General features: G+C 64.7%; 14 protein-coding genes. 4 read left to right on the forward strand and 10 right to left on the reverse strand.

Features of this window, described 5'->3' with window-relative positions:
- Nucleotides 1–57 precede the first annotated feature (57 nt).
- Complete coding sequence (locus tag KY084_RS00920) at nt 58–1,554, reverse strand: CoA-acylating methylmalonate-semialdehyde dehydrogenase (protein WP_219236550.1); 1,497 nt, start codon at nt 1,552–1,554, stop codon at nt 58–60.
- Nucleotides 1,555–1,668: 114 nt separating this feature from the next.
- Between KY084_RS00920 and KY084_RS00925 the strand changes: the two genes are divergently transcribed.
- The gene (locus KY084_RS00925; protein WP_219236764.1) at nt 1,669–2,556 is read left to right on the forward strand and encodes a LysR family transcriptional regulator; all 888 of its coding nucleotides are present in this window, start codon (nt 1,669–1,671) and stop codon (nt 2,554–2,556) included.
- A gap of 196 nt (nt 2,557–2,752) precedes the next feature.
- The gene (locus KY084_RS00930; protein ID WP_219236551.1) at nt 2,753–3,349 is read left to right on the forward strand and encodes a CC0125/CC1285 family lipoprotein; all 597 of its coding nucleotides are present in this window, start codon (nt 2,753–2,755) and stop codon (nt 3,347–3,349) included.
- A gap of 81 nt (nt 3,350–3,430) precedes the next feature.
- On the opposite strand, the gene secA is transcribed toward KY084_RS00930, so the two are convergent.
- Together secA and KY084_RS00940 are read right to left on the reverse strand one after the other, a co-directional pair.
- Complete coding sequence (gene secA / locus KY084_RS00935) at nt 3,431–6,190, reverse strand: preprotein translocase subunit SecA (RefSeq protein ID WP_219236552.1); 2,760 nt, start codon at nt 6,188–6,190, stop codon at nt 3,431–3,433.
- 118 nt (nt 6,191–6,308) lie between these two features.
- Complete coding sequence (locus tag KY084_RS00940) at nt 6,309–6,608, reverse strand: hypothetical protein (protein ID WP_219236553.1); 300 nt, start codon at nt 6,606–6,608, stop codon at nt 6,309–6,311.
- 191 nt (nt 6,609–6,799) lie between these two features.
- Between KY084_RS00940 and argJ the strand changes: the two genes are divergently transcribed.
- Together argJ and KY084_RS00950 are read left to right on the forward strand one after the other, a co-directional pair.
- Complete coding sequence (gene argJ / locus KY084_RS00945) at nt 6,800–8,029, forward strand: bifunctional glutamate N-acetyltransferase/amino-acid acetyltransferase ArgJ (protein ID WP_219236554.1); 1,230 nt, start codon at nt 6,800–6,802, stop codon at nt 8,027–8,029.
- Nucleotides 8,029–8,823, forward strand: a complete 795-nt coding sequence (locus KY084_RS00950) for an inositol monophosphatase family protein (RefSeq protein WP_425516707.1) — start codon at nt 8,029–8,031, stop codon at nt 8,821–8,823. The genes argJ and KY084_RS00950 overlap by 1 nt, the downstream gene beginning before the upstream one ends.
- Before the next feature lie 2 nt (nt 8,824–8,825).
- On the opposite strand, the gene trxA is transcribed toward KY084_RS00950, so the two are convergent.
- From trxA to KY084_RS00985, 7 genes are read right to left on the reverse strand one after another with little or no spacing between them, the layout of a single operon-like run.
- On the reverse strand, nt 8,826–9,146 hold the full coding sequence (gene trxA, locus KY084_RS00955; RefSeq protein WP_219236555.1) for a thioredoxin TrxA: 321 nt from the start codon (nt 9,144–9,146) through the stop codon (nt 8,826–8,828).
- Nucleotides 9,147–9,199: 53 nt separating this feature from the next.
- Nucleotides 9,200–12,631 (reverse strand): double-strand break repair helicase AddA, encoded by a 3,432-nt coding sequence (gene addA / locus KY084_RS00960; RefSeq protein WP_425516708.1) that lies wholly within the window; start codon nt 12,629–12,631, stop codon nt 9,200–9,202.
- The gene (gene addB, locus KY084_RS00965) at nt 12,618–15,584 is read right to left on the reverse strand and encodes a double-strand break repair protein AddB (RefSeq protein WP_219236557.1); all 2,967 of its coding nucleotides are present in this window, start codon (nt 15,582–15,584) and stop codon (nt 12,618–12,620) included. Before addB ends, addA begins: the two co-directional genes overlap by 14 nt.
- Entirely contained in the window at nt 15,577–16,338 is a 762-nt protein-coding gene (locus KY084_RS00970) for a nucleotidyltransferase family protein (protein WP_219236558.1), read from the reverse strand. The genes addB and KY084_RS00970 overlap by 8 nt, the downstream gene beginning before the upstream one ends.
- A complete protein-coding gene (locus KY084_RS00975) occupies nt 16,335–17,324 on the reverse strand; it encodes an aminoglycoside phosphotransferase family protein (protein WP_246586756.1) in 990 nt (329 codons plus the stop codon). Before KY084_RS00975 ends, KY084_RS00970 begins: the two co-directional genes overlap by 4 nt.
- Complete coding sequence (tsaE, locus tag KY084_RS00980; protein WP_219236559.1) at nt 17,309–17,752, reverse strand: tRNA (adenosine(37)-N6)-threonylcarbamoyltransferase complex ATPase subunit type 1 TsaE; 444 nt, start codon at nt 17,750–17,752, stop codon at nt 17,309–17,311. The genes KY084_RS00975 and tsaE overlap by 16 nt, the downstream gene beginning before the upstream one ends.
- Nucleotides 17,749–20,100 carry a sensor histidine kinase gene (locus tag KY084_RS00985; protein WP_219236560.1) on the reverse strand — a complete coding sequence of 784 codons (2,352 nt, stop codon included), beginning with the start codon at nt 20,098–20,100 and terminating at the stop codon, nt 17,749–17,751. The genes tsaE and KY084_RS00985 overlap by 4 nt, the downstream gene beginning before the upstream one ends.
- Between the last annotated feature and the right edge of the window lie 71 nt (nt 20,101–20,171).

The following is a 20,171-nucleotide window of genomic DNA, read 5'->3' on the forward strand; positions in this document are numbered from 1 at the left end:
GCCGGGTGGGATCGGTCCCGCCCGGCGCAATCATCGCTTCTTCGGCTGGCGAAATTTTTATCCCATCGTCGGGATTACGAAGGCGTTTTCGCCCGTGGCGCTGCCGTCGGGCCAGCGCTGGGTGACGGTCTTCACTTTCGTCCAGAAGCGCAGTCCTTCCATGCCATACTGGTTCTGGTCGCCGAATGCCGAGCGCTTCCACCCGCCAAAGCTGTGATAGCTGACCGGCACGGGAATCGGCACGTTAATGCCGACCATGCCGACATTCACCCGCCCCGCAAATTCGCGCGCGGCATGGCCGTTGCGGGTGAAGATCGCGACGCCGTTGCCATATTGATGCTTTGAGGGAAGTTCGAGCGCTTCCTCAAACGAACCCGCGCGAACGATCTGAAGCACAGGGCCGAAAATCTCTTCGCGATAGCTTTCCATTTCGGGGGTCACGCGGTCGAACAGGCTCGGCCCCATGAAAAACCCCTTTTCATGCCCCTGAAGCGTGAAGCCGCGCCCGTCCACAACCAGTTCCGCGCCTTCATCGACGCCCTTTTGAATCCAGTTTTCAACGCGCGTGCGATGTTCGGCGGTGACCACGGGGCCATATTGCGCTTCGGGATCGCTGGAGACGCCGGGGCGCAGCTTTTCGATCGCGGGGAGCAGCTTTTCGCGCAAGCGCTCGGCGGTGTCCTCCCCCACCGGCACCACGACGGGAAGCGCCATGCAGCGCTCCCCCGCAGAACCATAGGCCGCGCCGATCAGGTCGTTGACCGCCTGATCCAGGTCGGCGTCGGGCATGATGATGCCGTGGTTCTTCGCTCCGCCCATCGCCTGCACCCGCTTTCCGGCGGCGACACCGCGATTATAGACGTAATGCGCGATATCCGACGAACCGACAAAGCTGACCGCGCTGATCGCTTCATGGTCGAGGATCGCGTCGACCATTTCCTTGTCGCCATGCACGACCTGAAGGATGCCTTCGGGTGCGCCTGCTTCAAGAAACAGTTCGGCAAGCCGCACCGGCACGCTGGGATCGCGCTCGGAGGGTTTGAGGATAAACGCGTTGCCGCACGCGACCGCCATGCCGAACATCCACATCGGGATCATCGCCGGGAAGTTGAACGGGGTGATGCCCGCACCGATGCCGAGCGGCTGGCGCATCGAATATACGTCGATGCCCGGCCCTGCGCCTTGCGTATATTCCCCCTTCAGCGCCTGCGGGATGCCGCAGGCATATTCGATGATTTCCAGCCCGCGTTGCACATCGCCCTTGGCGTCATCGACCACCTTGCCATGTTCGGATGCAAGCAATTCGGCCAGCTCCTGCATATTCTCTTCGAGAAGCTGCTTGAATTTGAACATCACTCGCGCACGGCGCTGCGGATTGGTGGCGGCCCAGCCGGGCTGCGCGGCCTGTGCGGCGGCAACCGCCCGGTCGAGTTCCGATCGGGTGCCAAGATTGACCTTGGCCTGCACCTCACCGGTATTGGGATCGAAAACATCGTGCTGACGCGCCGAACCGCCGCCCGAATGACCGGAAATGACATGATCGATGATACGCATTGGGCTCTCCTGATCGGATCTTGTGTTATACCTGTAACCTGCAACCGACGTGACAGGTCCGCCAAGCGCGAACAATGGGTGGATTTGCAGGTCATAGCTGCATAATTGCAGGATATGGATTGGGGCGACCTTCCCTATTTTCTCGCCGTGGCGCGGCATGGCCAGCTTGCTCAGGCCGCGGCGGCGATGCATGCCGATCCGACGACGGTGGGGCGCAGGCTGCGGCGGCTGGAACGCGATCTGGGCGTACGGCTGTTCGAACAGACGTCCGAAGGGCAGATATTGACCCCGGCGGGCCGACGCCTTCTGTCGCGGGTGGAAGGGATGGCGACGCTTGCCGCGCAGGGCGAAGCAGCGTCGCGACGCGAGGCGGACATCGCCGGGTCGATCCGCATCAGCGTGGCCGAAGGGTTCGGAACCTGGTTCATCAGCCGGCATCTGGGCGATTTCGCCAAGCGCTATCCTGCACTCGAAATCGATCTGGTGGCGAATAGCGGCTTTCTCAGCCCGTCGCGGCGCGAAACCGACCTTGCCATCCTGCTCGCCCGCCCGCGCAAGGGTCCATTGGTCGCGCGCAAGCTGACCGATTACCAGCTGCGCTTCTACGCCGCGCGAAGCTATCTCGATCAACACGGTCCGATCGATCGGATCGACGCGCTGAACACGCACCGCATCATCGGTTATGTTCCCGATATCGTGTATGCACCCGAACTGCGGTATCTGGACGAACTGCCACTTGCTGCGCATGCGACGCTTCGCTCTTCCAGCATCAACGCCCAGCATCAACTGGTTGCGGCCGGGGCGGGCATCGGGATGCTGCCATGTTTCATCGCCGACTCCGATCCGCGCCTTGCCGCGATCCTGCCCCCGATCCGGGTCATGCGCAGTTTCTGGCTGACCAGCCATCGCGACACGCGCGGCTTTGCGCAGGTAAAAGCGATGAATGAATGGTTGCTCGATCTGGTTTCGGCGCAGCGCAGCGCCCTGACAGGCAATTGCTGATTGTTTATTTCATCCGCTAAGTTTCAGTTTTCCCTGCTATTTTGTTTTTGTTTCCTGATTTGTTCAGCTTCGGTCAATCGTCGCTATGGCACATATCGGCGCAATTGGTGCCGGGAGCGTTCCGGTACGATCAGCGTTGATTTGACTGCCCGCCGGCGTACACAAAGGGCATTCGTGGCCGGCACTGGAGGATTGGATGACCACCCGCAAGAAACCTACCCTACGCTCCGCACTTACCGGCACCGCGCTTGCCGCGGCCGTGCTGACCGCCGGATGCGCAACGCCGACCCCCTATCGTCCGGCGACCGGCGTCGGCGGATATAATGACAACGGCTATAGCGACATGCGGATCGAACAGAACCGCTATCGCGTCATGTTTTCGGGCAACAGCCTGACATCGCGGGAAACGGTCGAACGTTATCTGCTGTATCGCGCCGCCGAACTGACGCTTCAGCAGGGCTATGACTATTTCGTCATGGCCGATCGCGATACCGAAAAGCAGTCGCGAACCTATGTCGATCAGCCGTTCGGCGGTGGATTCGGACCGTATTCGGGCTGGAGCCCCTATTGGCGCTATTACAGCCCGGGCTGGGGCTGGCGTGGCTGGAGCCCCTATTGGGGCGATCCGTTCTGGGGCAACGAGGTCGATGTCCGCACCGTCGACCGATATCAGGCGATGACCGAAATCGTACTGGGCAAGGGACCGAAGCCCAAAGACAATGTCCGCGCCTTTGACGCGCGCTCTGTCATCGACAATCTGGGGCCGACCATCGAAATGCCGCGTGAGCGGTAATCGCGGGCGTAACCTGTAACGCAAACAAAAAGGCCCGCTGCCGAATATTGGCAGCGGGCCTTTTTCATGCCGGTGTCATCGTCAGAGCGCAGTGGCAGTGTTCGTCAAAGCGCCGTGGCAATGTTTGTATTTGCGCCCCGACCCGCAGGGGCACGGCTGGTTGCGGCCGACCCGACCTACCCAGGTTGCCGGATCGTCGCCCAGTTCCTCGCCGCCCGGATTGGCAACCTGAAACGGCGGCTGGGGCTGCGGTTCGAACGCGCCCGATGCGGCGTCGATATCGTTGGTATCGTCCTCCCCCGTCAGCGGGTCGAAATGCGATGTCACGAAATCGGGCACTTCGGGAAGCGGTGGTGGCGCCATGTTGAATTCGGCGAAGGCCAGCACCTTGGTAACGTCTTCGCGAATGCTTTCCAGCATCCGTTCGAACAGCGCGAAGGCCTCCTGCTTATATTCGTTGAGCGGCGTTTTCTGCGCATAGGCGCGCAGGTGAATGATCGACCGCAATGCGTCGAGCGTCGCCAGATGCTCCTTCCAGTGATGATCGAGATTCTGCAGCAGCACCGATTTTTCGACCTGCGCCCAGGTCGAATCGTCCATATCCGCCGATTTCTTTTCGATCACCGCGTCGGCGCGTTCGCGAATGCGCTCTTCGATCGTTTCGGGTTCGATGCCGTCTTCCGCCTCGATCCATTCGTCAACCGGTGCTTCTACATTCAGTATTTCGAGCGTGCGCAGTTTCAGCGCATCGACATCCCATTGTTCGGGATAGGTTCCCGGAGGGCAAAAGCCGCCGACGATCCCGTTCACCGTTTCATGCCGCATGTCGATCACGACGTCGCCGACCGTTTCGGCGTCCATGATGTCGCTGCGCTGTTCATAGATGACCTTGCGCTGATCATTCATCACATCGTCATATTCGACGACCTGTTTGCGGATGTCGTAGTTGCGCGCTTCGACCTTTTTCTGGGCGGTCTCGATCGCCTTGGTCAGCCATTTGCTGCCGATCGCCTCGCCATCGCCGATATTCGAACGCATCATCCGCGCGAACAACGTGTCCGGGCCGAAGATGCGCAGCAGATCGTCGTCGAGGCTGAGGTAGAAGCGCGACAGACCCGGATCGCCCTGACGTCCCGAACGGCCGCGAAGCTGGTTGTCGATGCGCCGGCTTTCGTGCCGTTCGGTACCCAGCACGAACAGGCCGCCGGCGTCGAGCACGCGCTGCTTCTCTTCCTCGATTTCCGCCACGATCTTTTCGGCCTGCGCCGCATATTCGGGCGTGCCTTCCTCAAGGTCCGAAAACTCGTCGCGCATCCTGAAGTCCAGATTGCCGCCAAGCTGAATATCGGTGCCGCGCCCCGCCATGTTGGTGGCGATGGTAACCGCGCCCAGTCGCCCGGCCTGCGCCACGATATGCGCCTCCATCTCGTGATAGCGGGCGTTGAGCACCTTGTGCGGCACCTTTTCGCGCTGAAGGAATTCGCTGAGCAGTTCCGACTTTTCGATCGACACCGTGCCGACCAGCACCGGCTGACCCCGCTCGGCATGCTCCTTGATCGCGCGCGCGATGGCGATGAATTTGTCGTTCAGCGTCTTGTAGAATTCATCGTCATTATCCTCGCGCCGGATCGGGCGGTTGGTCGGAATGGTGACAACATTCATCTTGTAGATGTCATAGAATTCCGCCGCCTCGGTCGCCGCCGTGCCGGTCATCCCGGCGAGCTTGGGATACATGCGGAAATAGTTCTGGAAGGTGATCGAAGCGAGCGTCTGATTCTCCGGCTCGATCTTCACGCCTTCTTTCGCCTCGACCGCCTGATGCAGCCCTTCGGACCAACGACGCCCCTCCATCATACGGCCGGTGAATTCGTCGATGATGACGATCTTGTCGTTCTTTACGATGTAATCGGTGTCGCGCTTGAACATCATATTCGCGCGCAGCGACTGGTTTACGTGATGGACAACCTGCGTATTTTCGAAATCATAGAGGTTCGATCCTTCAAGCAGGCCCGCCGCTTCCAGCATGCGTTCGACCTTTTCGGTGCCATCCTCGGTCAGGATGATCGACTTCTGCTTTTCGTCCTTTTCGTAATCGTCTTCTTCCAACTGCTTCACGATCACGTCGACATTCTTGTACAGTTCGGATCGATCGTCGGTCGGGCCGGAGATGATGAGCGGGGTGCGCGCTTCATCGATCAGCACCGAATCGACCTCGTCGATCAGCGCCATGTTGAACGGGCGCTGCACCATCGACGCGCGATCATATTTCATATTGTCGCGCAGATAGTCGAAGCCGAATTCGTTGTTCGTGCCGTAGGTGATGTCGCTGTGATACGCATCGCGGCGCTGCTGATCGGTCAGGTCGGGGATGATGACGCCGACGGTCATGCCAAGGAAGCGATAGACCCGGCCCATCCATTCGGCGTCGCGCGCGGCCAGATAGTCGTTCACCGTGATGACGTGGATGCCCTTGCCCGGCAGCGCGTTCAGATACACGCCAAGCGTCGCCACCAGCGTCTTTCCCTCGCCCGTGCGCATCTCGGCAATTTCGCCGCGATGGAGGACGATGCCGCCGATCATCTGAACATCGAAATGGCGCATGCCGAGCACGCGTACCGACGCTTCGCGCACCGTGGCGAATGCTTCGGGAAGAAGATCGTCAAGGCTCGCGCCGCCTTCAAGCTTTTCGCGAAACTTGACCGTCTGGTGCGAAAGCTGCTCGTCGCTCATCGCCTGAAGCTCTGGTTCGAGCGCGTTGATCTTCGCGACGACGCCGCGAAGCGATTTGACGTAGCGATCGTTGGACGATCCGAAGATGTTTTTGGCAAGCGAGCCGAACATGAGCGATCCTGTATAGCTTATTATATGGCGCCGCCCGGCTATGCATGGGGCAACGCTCGAAAGCCCGTCGATCGGGCCGAAACGATGGGGCCGGTGGTGCGCGCACCACCGCGTGCGGCTATTCCAGCCGGCGGGTATCGATGCCGATCGCGCGCAAAACGGTGCGCGGCACCGCGATCGCGAAGCTGGGAAGCGACGCCCGCGCGATGCGAGGCAAGGCCGCAAGATAGGCCGCCTGTTCGCGGATCGCGGCCGGCTCTGCGGCGCTGCGCGCATGCTGCGCGGCGGCGTCGCCCAGCCGCTCGATCTGGCTGCGCTCAACCGCGCGGTCACCGGCGATGACGCCGGTCAGACCGGAAAGAAGCGCGGAGAGGAACAGCAGAAGCTGCAAAATCAGCCCTTTTGAAAGTGAACGCATCCAGCATGCCCCGCAGGACATGTCCAAAGCCGACATAATAATCGAAGTGCCGTTCGTCTAACGAAACTTTTATCAGCGCCGTCCGGCAAGCCCACATTTGAACCGTCAGGCGCGATGTATCCGCAAAGCCTTGCCATTGGCAGCAGGAACGCTACCACCGCGCGCATCCTTATTATTTGCGGAGTTCGCCCTTGTCGTCCGCCATTTCCCCCCTCGCCCCTGATCGTTTTCCCGCGCTGCCGCCGATCGGCGGGGTTACGTGTCGCGTCGCGCGAGCGCGGTACAAGGAATGGGATCGTACCGACCTCACCTTCATCACGCTCGATGAGGGAACGAGCGTCGCCGGCGTGACCACGCAAAGCAAATGCCCCTCGCCCGAAGTCGAATGGTGCCGCAAGGCGCTGGTGCTGGGCCGCGCGCGCGCACTGGTGGTCAACGCTGGTAACTCGAACGCCTTTACCGGCAATCGCGGACGCGAGGCGGTTGAGGCGATCGCGGCGCGCGTGGCGGGCGCATTGGCGTGCGAGCCATCGGACGTTTTCGTCGCATCGACCGGAGTGATCGGCGTGCCGCTGCCCATCGACCGGGCGGAAGCGGGACTGGACGCGGCCTTTGCGGCGCAGCCTTGCGACTGGGAAGCCGCGGCCGCGACGATCATGACCACCGACACCTTTCCAAAGGCGGCGGTAACCACCGCCATGGTGCATGGGAAGACCGTGACGATCACCGGAATCATCAAGGGGTCGGGCATGATCGCGCCCGACATGGCAACCATGCTCGGCTTTGTCTTCACCGACGCGGCGGTAAGCCCCGACTTTCTCTCCGAAGCGCTGCGCAGTGCCAATCGCGACAGTTTTTCGTGCATCACGGTGGACAGCGACACATCGACCAGCGACACCGTCCTTGCCTTCGCGACGGGCAAGGCTGGTAATACCCAGCTTGAAGACGATGAAAGCGATGGCGCGGACGCGTTTCGGGCGGCGCTCACCGATCTGTGCACGCAACTCGCCCAGTTGGTGGTACGCGATGGCGAAGGCGCGTCGAAATTCATCACCGTCACCGTCGAGGGCGGGGAAAATGACGACAGCGCACGGCGAGTGGCGATGTCGATCGCCAATTCGCCGCTTGTTAAAACCGCGATCGCGGGCGAGGACGCCAACTGGGGCCGCGTGGTGATGGCGGTGGGCAAGGCAGGCGAACCCGCCGAACGCGACAGGCTGGCCATCCGCTTCGGCGCGACGCAGGTGGCGCGCGACGGGCTGGCGGTGGAAGGTTATGACGAAACGCCCGTTGCAGAGCATCTGAAAGGCAGCGAAGTGGAGATCGGGGTCGATCTGGGGCTGGGGGACGGGCGCGCCACGGTGTGGACCTGCGACCTGACCCATGGATATATTTCGATCAACGCCGATTATCGTAGCTGATGCATATACTTCACGCCCCCGTCGCCGCGCTGATCCGCGAAGTCGCCGAAACCATCGTGCTGCCGCGCTTCCGAAACCTCTCCGCCGGTGAGAAGGAGGAAAAGGCCCCAGACGACTGGGTCACGATCGCCGACCGTGAGAGCGAGGCGCGATTGAGCGAAGGACTCGCCGCGATCCTTCCCGAAGCGCGCATCATCGGGGAAGAGGCCTGCGCCGCCGATCCCGCCATTCTGGACCGCTTGGGTTCGGGAATGCAGTGGATCATCGATCCGGTGGACGGCACCGGCAATTTCGCCGCCGGCAAAGCGCCATTCGGCATCATGGTCGCGCTGGGCGATGGAGCCGATGTCGCGGCGGGATGGATTTACGATCCGCTGCGGCAGCGCATGTGCCATGCCGTGCGCGGCGGCGGAGCATTCATCGATGACGAACCTGTAAAAGCAACCGAAAGCGGGGAAGCGATGCCGGTCGCCGCGCTCGCGACCTATTTCATGCCGCATGCGGAGCGCGCGCGGGTGGTGGAACGCGCGCACGGGAATTTTCGCATCGTGGACATTCCACGTTGCGCGGCCGAGCAATATCCGCGTATTATCCTGGGCGAGAATGACATTTCGATTTTCGAACGCACCCTGCCCTGGGACCATGCGGCGGGAACGTTGCTGCTGACCGAAGCAGGCGGGCGGATCACGCGGCTCGACGGCACGCCCTATCGACTGGGAGATGCGCGGACCGGCATGCTCGCCGCCTCGTCCCCGCGTTTGTGGGAAAAGGCGGCGCGCCTGCTATACGCCTGAGCTTAAAGTTCGCTTTGCAGCCAGGATTTCAGCTGGCTCTTCGGTGCTGCGCCGACCTTGGTCGATGAAACCTGTCCATCCTTGAACAGGATCATGGTGGGGATGCCGCGAACCCCGTATTTTCCGGGCGCTTCGGGATTTTCGTCGATATTGATCTTGGCGATCGTGACCTGATCGGCCAGCTCGCCGGCAATTTCTTCCAGCGCCGGGCCGATCATTTTGCACGGGCCGCACCATTCGGCCCAGAAATCCACAAGGACGGGCTTGTCGGCGTTCAGGACGTCCTGTTCGAAGCTCTCGTCGGTGATCGGCTTGGTCGCCATTGCTACACTCCTTTGGAACAAGGGGTTATATCTATGTGCGATTTGCCGCGCGCTCAACCACCTGCGCCCAAGCTTTCCTCTGTGGCCGCCAATCCCGGCTTGGCCTGCACAAGCATTGTTTCGGGCAGGACGAACAGCCGCGGGGCGGCGGTGTAGAGCAACGCCGCCTCGACATCATGGTCGGGAAATATAACCTTCAGCGCGGCGGCATAGGCCGCCATCTGCCGAACGTGATAGTGGGGAATCGCCTGCAACGTTTCGGGTGCACGCCGTCCCGTCTTGAAATCGATCACCCGGACCCGAGTTTCGGAAACGATAAGGCGATCGACGGTCCCCGAAATCACCTCGCCATCAACGACCGCCACGATCGGCGCTTCGGCCAGCGCATCGCCGCCGAACACTTCGGCCAGCGCGGGATCGTTCAGCACGGCGACCGCCGCGTCGGCGATTTCGGTACGTGTCGCATCATCGGCGACCCCGGCGCTTTGTTTCAACCAGGCGAGTGCGGCAGCATGACGCTGATCGGCGGAGCGGGCGGGCAACCGTTCGAACAGCGCATGGAGCAGACGGCCGCGTTCGGCGGCGGCGCGCATATCGGGCGAAGGCGGTGGATCGGAAACCCTGTCCTCTCCCAACGAAGAGGGCGCGAGCGGACGCGGCGGCCGTGCCTCCTGAGGCGGATCGCGGTGCAGCCAGTCGGGCGCGGGTTGCGGCGCGGGTGCTTCACCGGCGAGCGGCGCGGGCGCTGCCGGGGCATGGCGAGCCGACCCGTCGAACCGCATCGCTCCGTCCGCGTCCGCTTCGACGCCTAGACCGGCCATCGCGCTGCGCGCCGCCTGATACCAGCTCAGCGCGGGCGCCTCACCCTTCGCTTTCGGCCCCAGCGCGCCAGCGATCACCAGCTGCTCCTCCGCGCGCGTCGCGGCGACGTAGAACAGCCGCCAATGCTCCTCCAGCTCCTTGCGCTCGGCTTCGGCAAGCGTATCGGCGAGCGGGCCGCCGCGCTCCCCGGCACGCGGGCGAAAGATCGGCAGGCGCGGCCCCTCCCCGCCTTCGGGGCACCAGCCGACAATGTCGCGGCGGTTCTGCGTCGGATCGACGGTAGCATCGGCAAGAATGACGAGCGGTGCCTGAAGCCCTTTCGCGCCGTGCGCGGTCATCACGCGCACCGCGTCACGCGGCTGCGACGGATCGCGAACGATCTCCACCTCGCCCCGGTCGAACCAGTCGAGAAACCGTTGCAGCGAGGGCGTGGAGACCTGTTCGAACTGCAACGCGGCATTCAGCAGCTCCGAAATCGGGTCGCGCGCCTCTTCGCCCAGCCTGCGCAGTAATTTGCGCCGCCCGTCGAGCTGCCCCGACAATATCTCCTCAAGGAAACGATAGGGCGTTGCAATATCGGCGCGGCGCAGCAGCGCATAAAGCGGTTCGAGCCGCTCCGTCGGCTGGGTCTCGCGCAGGTGCCGCCACAGGCTGCGCCGTTCGCGCATCGCCGCATGCATCAGGTCGTCCTGGCTCCATCCGATCAGCGGCGATACGAGCAGTGAGGCGAGCGCAAGATCGTCTTCCGGCTGAAGCGCGAACCGCACGGCGGCAAGCAGGTCCTGCACCGCGAGCGGGGCGTTGAGGCGCAACCGGTCGACCCCCGCCACCGGCACCCCTTCGGCATAAAGCCGCGCGACGAGCAGCGAGGCGAGTTCGCCGCGCCGTTTGACCAAAATCATGACGTCTTCGGGACGAAGCGGCCTTCCCTTGCTTTCGAGCATATGGCGCTGGTCGAGCATCTGCCTGACCGACCGGGCGACCTGCCGGGCGACCTCTCGCGTGGCGTCGTCTATCCAGCCTTCCTCCTCGGCATCGCTTCCGCCCTCCACCACGGGGGGAAGCAGCGTCACCCGGCCCGGCCCCGCCACTTCGCTGGCATGCGGCTCGGCATCGCTGAAATTGCCCATCCCCGGGTCGGGCAGCGCGGCGATCGCGGCATCGACGAATTCCAGAACCGGTCGGGTCGATCGGAAACTGTGGGTGAGCGAGAGCGTTTCGAGCGGCCGGGCATCGCTTTCGAAATCGGGGCGCACATCGGCGAGCTTTTCGAAATGGCGATGGGCAAGCTGGAAATACCAGGGATCGGTTCCCTGAAATCCGAAAATCGCCTGTTTGTAATCGCCCACGGTGAACAGCGTGCGCACGCTGCCCGACGGTGCGCCTTCGCCCGCGAAGAATTCGTCGGCCATCGCCTGAATGATGGTCCATTGTTCCCAGTTGGTGTCCTGCGCCTCATCGATCAGGACATGTTCGGTCGCCTGATCCAGCTTGTATCGGATCCAGTCGCCCATTCCCGGCTGACGCAGCAGGTGAAGCGTGCGGCGGATCAGATCGTCGAAATCGACCGCCCCGGCCCGCCGCTTGGCGCGGGTATAGCTGTCGGCATAGGCGCGCCCCGCATCAAGCGCGGACGCCAGCAAATCGGCATAGGCGGCGCGCGCGCGCATCCCGATCAGATCGGCACAGCAAGTGCCAAGCGCCATGGCGATATCGGCATAGTCCGGATCGGCCTCGACCAGTTTTTTGGAATAGGCGCGCGGTTCGCCCTTCGCGGTGTGGAAGATGCCGACCAGCGCATCCAGCATCGCGGCGCGCGCCTGCGTATCGGCGGCGAGCCATTGTTCGGCCAGATCGGCGTGTTTGACGCCGGTCGTCGCGCCCCATGTGCGATTGGCGTCGATAATCCGGCGGAGCGCGACGCAATCGAAGCTGTCGTCCCCGCACGCCGCGGCCAGCGCTTCGCCGATATTGCCCGAGGGCAGATCGAGCGCGCGGCGCAGATAGGGCTGGATACCGGTCGGCAACGCTTCCAGCGCATCGGGTGCATGGGCGCAGGCCGCAAGAAAGGCCTCGGCCTGCCCCTCCCCCATTCTGAGGCTGAGCGCACCCACCGCATCGGCGTGCCGCGTGCCGCCGTTCCGCGCCTCTTCCTCAAGCATCGCTGCAAGCGCCTCGCGCGCCATCACCGCCTCCTCGCGCGCTTCGAGCGGGCGGAAACCGGGCACTAGCCCCGCCTCTACCGGAAAGGCGGCGAGCAGCGTCTGGCAGAAGCTGTGGATGGTCTGGATACGGATGCCGCCGCCCGGCGCGTCGAGCACCCGCGCGAACAGCGTGCGGGCGCGGGCGCGCTGATCGGGATCGCCCTTCTCGCCCAGCGCCTGAAGGTCCATCGACAGGTCGCGCGGGTCCATCCGCACCCAGCTGGCCAGCCGAGCGCTGATCCGCGACGCCATTTCGGCCGCCCCTGCCTTGGTAAAGGTCAGGCACAATATCGCGCCAGGATCGACGCCGCGCAGCAACAGGCGGAATACCCGCGCGGTCAGCACCTGGGTCTTGCCGGTGCCCGCCGACGCCGACAGCCAGACATGACGCGCCGGATCGCTGGCCAGCGCCTGATCGCCCTTCAGCGGCGGCAGTCGCTTCGCCTCAGCCGCGCTCACGGCCATACCATTCGTCGCGGCGCATCAACTGGTCGTAATCGGGATAATTGGCATATTCGGGGTTCAGCTTGGCAGTGAAGGGTTCGTTCCCCGTCAGCCAGGCTCCGGCCGCATCGGTGAAATTATCGGCTGCGATGGCGACGAAATCCTCCGCCGGGATCGGCTCCTTCTTCTTCGGATCGACCGGCGAATCGACATAGCCGAAGCCGCCGTCGCGGTTGCGTGACAGCGACCAATATTCGAACGCGCGCGCGTCGCCGCGAACGCCGTCGAACCCGCCGCGCTCGGCGATCAGGCCCAGCAGGCCGAGTTGCAGGCTGAACCCTGCGCGAACCGCGCGCGGCGACGGCGGCTTTCCGGTCTTGTAATCGATGATCGCAAGCCCGCCGTCGGGAAGCCTGTCGATCCGGTCATAGGTGCCCGAAAGCGTGACGCCGGCGATGTCGATTTCACCGCGCTGCTCGACATCGATGACCGTACGCCCGTCGCGCCCCTGATCCTCAAGCCGCTGCGCGATCCAGTCGACCGCCTCCATCAGGCGCGGCTGCCAGAGCGCGCGCATCATCGGATGCGCCCCGGCGAGCATGTCCAGCGCGCGACCGCGCAGCTTCGCCGGATCGCACCCGTCGCTTCGCGCCCAGATTTCCAGCACGCGGTGCACCTCGGTCCCGCGCCACGCCGCGCTGGGATCGGCATCGACCGCGTCGAGCGGCGACAACCCCAGCATCCGGCGCGCGTAAAAGGCATACGGGTCGGCCTTCAGCCGATCGACCTCGGTCACCGACAGTTTTTTCGGCCGGTCGGGCACGGGGGGACAGGGCGCGGGCCTGTCTTGCGGCGCGAAACCCGACGGCCGGTCGATCGCCTGCGCCCAGTCGGCAAGGTCGCTCGCCCGATCCAGCCCGCCCGACAGCGCTTCGAGCCGCAACCAGAAGCGCGAGGCGATGGTCGGCGCGCTCGCATCGCGCCGGGCACGCGTCAGCAGCACGTGCGGCCCGCCCAGCGCACCGGCCAGGTCATGCGCCGACAGCCCGATCCGCCGCTCCAGCCCCGGCAGGCCGAGTTCTGCGCGGATTCGCGGCGCCAGCCACGGGTCGGGCGCTGGCAGCCCCGGCCAGACGCCTTCGTTCAGGCCGCCCAGCACCATCAGGTCGGCGGTCTGAAGCTGCGCCTCCAGCAAGCCGTAAATGGCGAGCCGGGGATGGCCGCCCTGATGCGGGCGAACCGCGATTTCGTCCATCAGCGTGCGCAGCATCTGGGCAAGCGCTGCGGGGTCAACCACGTCCGGCCCTTCCGCGCCTTCGCGTTCCAACGCGTCGAGCAGCTCGGCCGCCTGTCGTCCTTCGGGACGCGACCACAGCCCTTCACCGCACAGCAGATCGGCCGCCTCACGCATTGCGGCGATCAGCCCGGCCAACGGCTGCGCGCCGTGTTCAAATGCGGCGGCGATCGGAGCGATCAGAGCGCGCGCTGCTTCCCAGCCTTCACGCGCGGCGCGCTTCACCGCACCCGACCGGCCATCGTCCGCCGCCAGATGCGCGTCGATCCCGGCAAGTCCCGCCGCCGGACGCGGCCCGCGCAATGCGAGATCCAGGCGGCGCACGCCCTCCAGCCATGCGGTACGCGCCTCGCCCGCGCGCACCAACGGGTGTTTGAGCAGGGCGAGCAGCGGCAGCGGCGCAAACTGCTGCGCCGCCGCCTCGGCCAGCGCAAGCAGGAAGGTGCCGGGCGGCAGCATCGAAAGCGGCTGGCCCGCACTGTCGTCCACGGCGATGTTCCAGCGCGCACAATGCGCCGCAACGCGCCGGGCGAGCGCACGGTCAGGGGTTACCAGCGCCGCCGTTCTTCCCGGCTCCTCAAGCGCGTGACGCAGCGCGATCGCAATCGCCTGCGCCTCGTCCCCTGGCACCGCTAGTTCGAGCGCCGAAACGCCCGAAAGCCGCCGCTCGCCCGCCGGAAGGTCGGTCCACTCGCGCGTGAATTCGGCCGGGGCAAGCGCGTTGGCGATCGCGCGGCTTCGCGGCGGCGCGGCGTCATGGTCGCTGCCGCCGCGCCAGGTCGTGAATTCGCCGCGCGCCACGCCCATGCGATCGAGCAGCAGTTTCAGGTGATATTGCGGATGCGTCTCCACCGATCGCGGACGCCGCCCGGTAACCGGGTCGGGCGCGTGCGGGCCGAGCGCGTTCCACTGATCGTCCGGCATTCCGGTGGCTAGGCCGGGCAACACCACCATGCCGCCGGGCAGGTCGGCAACGGTGCGCTGCATCCGCGCGACCGCCGGTGCCGATCCGGTGATGCCCGCGGCGCATACGAACCCCGCCGGGGGATCGTCGCGCCAGCGTTTCGCGACGCGATTGAGCAGCAGGCGGCGGCGATCGGCAAGGTCGATCCTGCCCCGCCGCTCCAATTCTTTGGGCCAGCGTTCGAGAATAATTTCGAACAGGCGAAGCGAGCGCTCCCAATGTTCGGAAAGCGCATCGCCCATATCAAGGTCGCGAAGCGCACGCGGCGCAACTTCCTCGACCAGCAACTGGTCCAGCGTGCGCGCAAGATCGCCGGCCAGCCGCACGGCTTCCGCCGCGTCAACGCTGTCACCGCCACGCTGCCGCTCCTCGCTGACCAGCCGCGCCAGGATCATCCGGCGGCGAAGCGGATCGACCGCGGGCGGGATGGGTTCGGCATCATCCGCCGGGTCGATGAACGGTCCCGCCGCCTCATCCAGTTCGGGATCGCCGATCGCGACCAGACGGGGAAGCAGCAATCCCTTCCCGCTCGCGCGGACAAAAGCGTCGCTGATAGAGCGGATCGCGCGATTGTTGGGGAGCAGGATCACGCCGCGCGCGAACGCCATGTGGTCCTTGCCATAGCGGCGAAGCAGCCCGTCGGCGAGCGCGTCTGCGAACGCCCGGTGCGCCGGGATCGTGTAAAGTCGCGGTCCGCGCCGCTCAACCATCGGCGAGCATCGTCTCGGTCGCCCGGATCGCGCCGGGCGTGCCGACATCGAACCACAGTCCCTGATGGACATGCGCCCAGGCGCGCCCCTGCGCTATCGCACGGTTCCAGAACAGGTTGGTCGAAAACGCGCCCTCCGGCCAGTCGCGGATCACGCGCGGCGACAGCATCTGCACACCGGTAAAGACGAAGGGGGCAAGCCGTCCGGGCTGCCGTCGCTCGATAATCCGGCCGAATGCGTCGAGATGGAAATCGCCGCGACCGGCGTGATTGTTCGCGCGTGCAAGCGGTACGACGAGCAGCAGCGCGTCCATCGTCTCATCATCCCATTGCGCGGCGAGCGAGCGGATCGCGTCGGTCGGCCCGTCCACCCACAGATTGTCGCTGTTGACGCAAAGAAACGGTGCATCGCCGATCAGCTCGCGCGCCTGAACCAGACCGCCACCGGTTTCCATCAGTTGCTTGCGTTCGTCGGAAACGACGATGTCGATATCCTTTACCCGACCGCGAAGATGCGCCTCAAGCGCGTCGGCGAGATAATGGACGTTCACGACCGCACGGCCGATTCCGGCGGAACGCAACCGATCAAAGACATGGTCGATCAGCGGCTTTCCCGCGACCTCGATCAATGGTTTGGGACGTGTCGCGGTGAGCGGGCGCATCCGCTTGCCGAGGCCCGCAGCCATCACCATCGCGGTTTCGGGCACCTTTCCGCCCGGATCGGGGCGCAGATGGCGGGTGGGACGCGTGCTCATTCGCCCGCCGCAAACGCCAGCGGATCACCGCGTTTTTCGGGCGGGATATTGACGTCGAACCACGCACGCACCGGCGCAAGCGCGGGATAGGCGAGATCGCGTTCGAGATAGCGCCACACGCGTGGGCACAGCGCCGGATAGCGCGACTTCCCGTCCCGCTTCCACAGCCGGGTGAAGATTCCGATGATCTTTGCATTCCGCTGCGCGCCGAGCACGTGATAGGCGTCGAGAAACGCCTCGCCCGCGCCGGTACGGCGGCAATAGCGGCCCAATATCGTCGCTTCCAGATCGGCGGGAACGTCACGCCGCGCATCCTGCAACAGCGATACCAGGTCATAGGCGGGATGGCCCGCCAGCGCGTCCTGAAAGTCGAGCAGGCCGAGCGTTTCGGCGCGGCCGTCGATCAGCATGATGTTCTCGGCATGATAATCGCGCAGCACCGTGACCGGCGCGGCAATGTCCGCCTTGGCCAGAACCTTTTCCCACGCGTCGCGATACCCGGCAGTATCGACGCAAAGCCCGACCGCCGGACAATACCATTCGGTCATCAACGCGGCTTCGCGCTGATATTCCTTTCCGTCATAAGGCCGCACGGGCGCGGCTTCATGTTCGGACAGGCGCACCAGCAGGTCCACCGCCGCTTCGTACAGGCGAAGCTCGCTTTCGGGCGCGGCGTCCACCGTTTCGCGCATCCGCGCATCGCCGAAATCCTGCAAAAGCACCAGACCGCGTTCAAGGTCGCGCGACAGGATTTCGGGCGCGGCGAATCCGCGATGCGAAAGCCATTCAGCGATGTCGATAAAGGGGCGCGGGTCTTCGTGCGGCGGCGGCGCATCCATCAGGATCGCACTGCGCCCCGGCGCGACGATGCGGAAATAGCGGCGAAACGAGGCATCCCCGGCCAGCGGCTGGATCGCGGCGTCGCCCCATCCGGCCTTTGCAAGAAATTCGGGGGCAGCGGGGGGCGGATTCATGTCAACGGCCATCGCCCCCTCCATGCCTCCGGCACGCGGGCTGTCAAGCGTCGCGCGCCCGAATCCTCGATCGACAGGGTGAGACACAGGGCATCGGCAAGCCATGCTTCGCCCAGACGTTCCGGCCATTCGACCAGCAGCAGCGAATCAATCCGCGCATCCTCCAGCCCCAGTTCTTCCGCTTCCGCCGCATCCTCTATCCGGTACAGATCGACGTGGAGCACGGGGAAACGCACCTCGGGCGGGTCATAGGGCTGAACGATGGCGAAGCTGGGCGACGGAGCCTCGTCCGCCAGCCCCAGTTCGGCAAGCAGCCCGCGCGCGATGCTGGTCTTACCCGCGCCCAGCGGGCCGGTCAGCCCGATCAGGTCGCCGGGACGCGCGATCCCCGCAAGCCGGCGACCGAGCGAAATATTCGCGGCTTCCCCGTCGAGAATCATTGGCGCGGCAATTCGATGGTCATCAGCGTGCCTTCGCCCGGTTCGGACAGCATCGCGATGGTTCCGCCATGCGCTTCGACAAAGCGCTTGGCGAGCGGCAGGCCAAGACCGAGCGCGCGATCGGTATCGCGTCCCGTTGCGGCCGAATGGGCGAAACGGTCGAACGCATGTTTCGCTGCCTCGCTGCTCATTCCCGGCCCGTCGTCGGAAACCACGATGCGCGCGCGATCGGCATCGCCGTCGACATGCAGAAGGACGCGCCCGCCCTTTTTCAGCCCGCCGATCGAAAAGCGCAGCATATGCTCGATCGCCTGGCGAACCCGACGCTGATCGCCCTGCACCGCGCCCGCCGATCCGCGCACCTCGACGACCAGATCGATGCCGCGTTCCTTTGCCAGCGGCGAAAGCGATTCGGCGGCGGCCTGCGCCACATGCTCCATATCGACCGCCGTCTTGCGCAGCGGTCCGCTATCGCCTTCGGTCAGGTCAAGCACATCGTCCACCAGCCCCGACAGCCGCGCAACCGATTCAAGGATCGCCTCGGCATAGCTGGTGCCGCTTTCGCTGAGATCGCCCGCATAGCCGCCATGCAGCAGCTCGGCGAACCCTTTGATCGAGGTGAGCGGCGTGCGAAGCTCGTAACTCATATTCTCAACAAACGCGGTCTTCACCCGGTCGGCCGCCTCCAACGCCTCGTTGCGGTCACGCAGCGCCTGCTCGATCCGCTTGCTGTCCGAAATGTCGAGCATGGTGAAGAGCGCATTGCCGTCTGGAAGCGGCACCGCGGTGAATTCGAAATGACGTCCGTCGGCAAAGGCCGCTCGCCCACCGCGCTGCTGCCGCTCGACCGTCGCGGCGCGGACCAGCGCGCTCATCAACGAGGCGCGATCGGGTTTGGCAAGCTTGCGTGCACCCGCCTCGGCAAGCGCATCGACGCGCGGATGGCCGGCAAGCAGTTGTTCGTCGAACCCCCAGGCGAGGCGAAACTTGTTGTTCCACAATTGCAGCCGCCCGTCAGAGGCGAATACGCCAAGCGCTTCGAACAGATTGTCGAACATCGCGGTACGCACGCGAAGCAGCGTGTCGCGCGCGCTGGCAAGCTGAACCTGTTCGGTGCGGTCTTCGAAAATGATCAGCAGGCCACCCTCAGGCAGCGGCTGGGCCACGACGCGCAAATGGCTGCCGCCGGGAAGGTGCCAGCTTTCCTCAATCTCCGCCCCTTCGGCGCGAAACCATTCGCGATGCTCCTTTTTCCAACCGGGAAAGTCGCGCACTTCCGGCAGGCGGCCCGCTTCGCGCATCCGTTCAAGAACGCGATCGAATTCGGGCCGGTCGGCCAGCCATTCAGGGCGCATCGCGAACATGCGGCGAAACGGCTGGTTGCAAAAGATCAGCGCGCGATCGGCCGAAAACTGGGCTACCCCCGCCGATAACCGGTCGAGCATGGCGCGTTGCGCTTCCGCAAAGCGTTTCAACCCGCCGCGCGCCTGTTCCAGATCCTCGATATCGACCGCAAAACCCGCCGCGCCGCCGTCGAACAACGGCAGGTCGTGAATGCGCAGCATCCGCCGCTCGCCCTTGATGATCGCGGGGACCGCCGCCGTCTGCGGTTCGCCCGTGTCGCGCGCGATCGCGGCATTGGCGAGCGGGCCGCCCATTCCCGATCCTTCGATCAGTTCGATCTGCTGCTCGATCACCTGCGCATGGGTCGATGCATCGACAGCATGGACATAGGCGGTGTTGACCATCGCCAGCCGCAATTCGCGGGTGCGATACCACATCGGCATCGGCGCGGCTTCGATCAGTGCGGTCAGCGATGCGAAGGCGCCACGCAATTCCTCCGCTTCCTCGCCCAGCCTGCTCACCTGTGTCTGAAGCTCGGATGCGTCGAACAGCCACACGACCACACCGCCAGGCGCATTCAGCGCATGCGGCGCGCGCTCCCCGACCGCCAGCAGCGAACGCGCGCCATGCTGTACGCGCAGCGACAGGCGGAACGGCCGCCCCGCCTTCTGCCCGGCGGTGATCGCTTCGGTCAACGCGGCGAAATCGTCAGGGGCCAGCCCGGTCCCGTCGGTGGAAAGGTCGTTCAGCGTATCGGGTTCGCCTTCAAGCCCAAGCCAGTCGGACAGGGTGCGCGGCGCTTCGATCCGCGCATCGGCACGCACGACCATCGCCAGCGCAGGCGATGAGTCGGCAAAGGCGCGGTGGCGGGCGTTTTCGGCGACCAGCGCCCCGGCCCGCCGCGCACGACGCAGGCCGACGAACAACGCGACCAGTCCAGCGATCAGGAGGATCGCCAGCCCCGCGCCCGCCAACACCGCGTTCGTCGTCGCTATGCCTGTCATGGCGCCACCGCCTTTGTCCGACGCCCCTTAACCATCATCCGCGTTCCTTAGGCGATGATCGGGGCAAACGA

It is taken from the genome of Stakelama flava (assembly GCF_019351405.1).
In the GTDB taxonomy this organism is placed as follows: domain Bacteria; phylum Pseudomonadota; class Alphaproteobacteria; order Sphingomonadales; family Sphingomonadaceae; genus Sphingomonas; species Sphingomonas flava_A.

Excerpts from the sequence above, each read along its gene's own strand:
- KY084_RS00970 (WP_219236558.1), bottom strand. The coding sequence starts at position 16,338 with ATGAGCACGCGTCCCACCCGCCATCTGCGCCCCGATCCGGGCGGAAAG.
- KY084_RS00930 (WP_219236551.1), top strand. The coding sequence starts at position 2,753 with ATGACCACCCGCAAGAAACCTACCCTACGCTCCGCACTTACCGGCACC.
- KY084_RS00975 (WP_246586756.1), bottom strand. The coding sequence starts at position 17,324 with ATGGCCGTTGACATGAATCCGCCCCCCGCTGCCCCCGAATTTCTTGCA.
- addB (WP_219236557.1), bottom strand. The coding sequence starts at position 15,584 with ATGGTTGAGCGGCGCGGACCGCGACTTTACACGATCCCGGCGCACCGG.
- KY084_RS00920 (WP_219236550.1), bottom strand. The coding sequence starts at position 1,554 with ATGCGTATCATCGATCATGTCATTTCCGGTCATTCGGGCGGCGGTTCG.
- KY084_RS00940 (WP_219236553.1), bottom strand. The coding sequence starts at position 6,608 with ATGCGTTCACTTTCAAAAGGGCTGATTTTGCAGCTTCTGCTGTTCCTC.
- KY084_RS00985 (WP_219236560.1), bottom strand. The coding sequence starts at position 20,100 with ATGACAGGCATAGCGACGACGAACGCGGTGTTGGCGGGCGCGGGGCTG.
- tsaE (WP_219236559.1), bottom strand. The coding sequence starts at position 17,752 with ATGATTCTCGACGGGGAAGCCGCGAATATTTCGCTCGGTCGCCGGCTT.
- secA (WP_219236552.1), bottom strand. The coding sequence starts at position 6,190 with ATGTTCGGCTCGCTTGCCAAAAACATCTTCGGATCGTCCAACGATCGC.
- KY084_RS00925 (WP_219236764.1), top strand. The coding sequence starts at position 1,669 with ATGGATTGGGGCGACCTTCCCTATTTTCTCGCCGTGGCGCGGCATGGC.
- KY084_RS00950 (WP_425516707.1), top strand. The coding sequence starts at position 8,029 with ATGCATATACTTCACGCCCCCGTCGCCGCGCTGATCCGCGAAGTCGCC.
- trxA (WP_219236555.1), bottom strand. The coding sequence starts at position 9,146 with ATGGCGACCAAGCCGATCACCGACGAGAGCTTCGAACAGGACGTCCTG.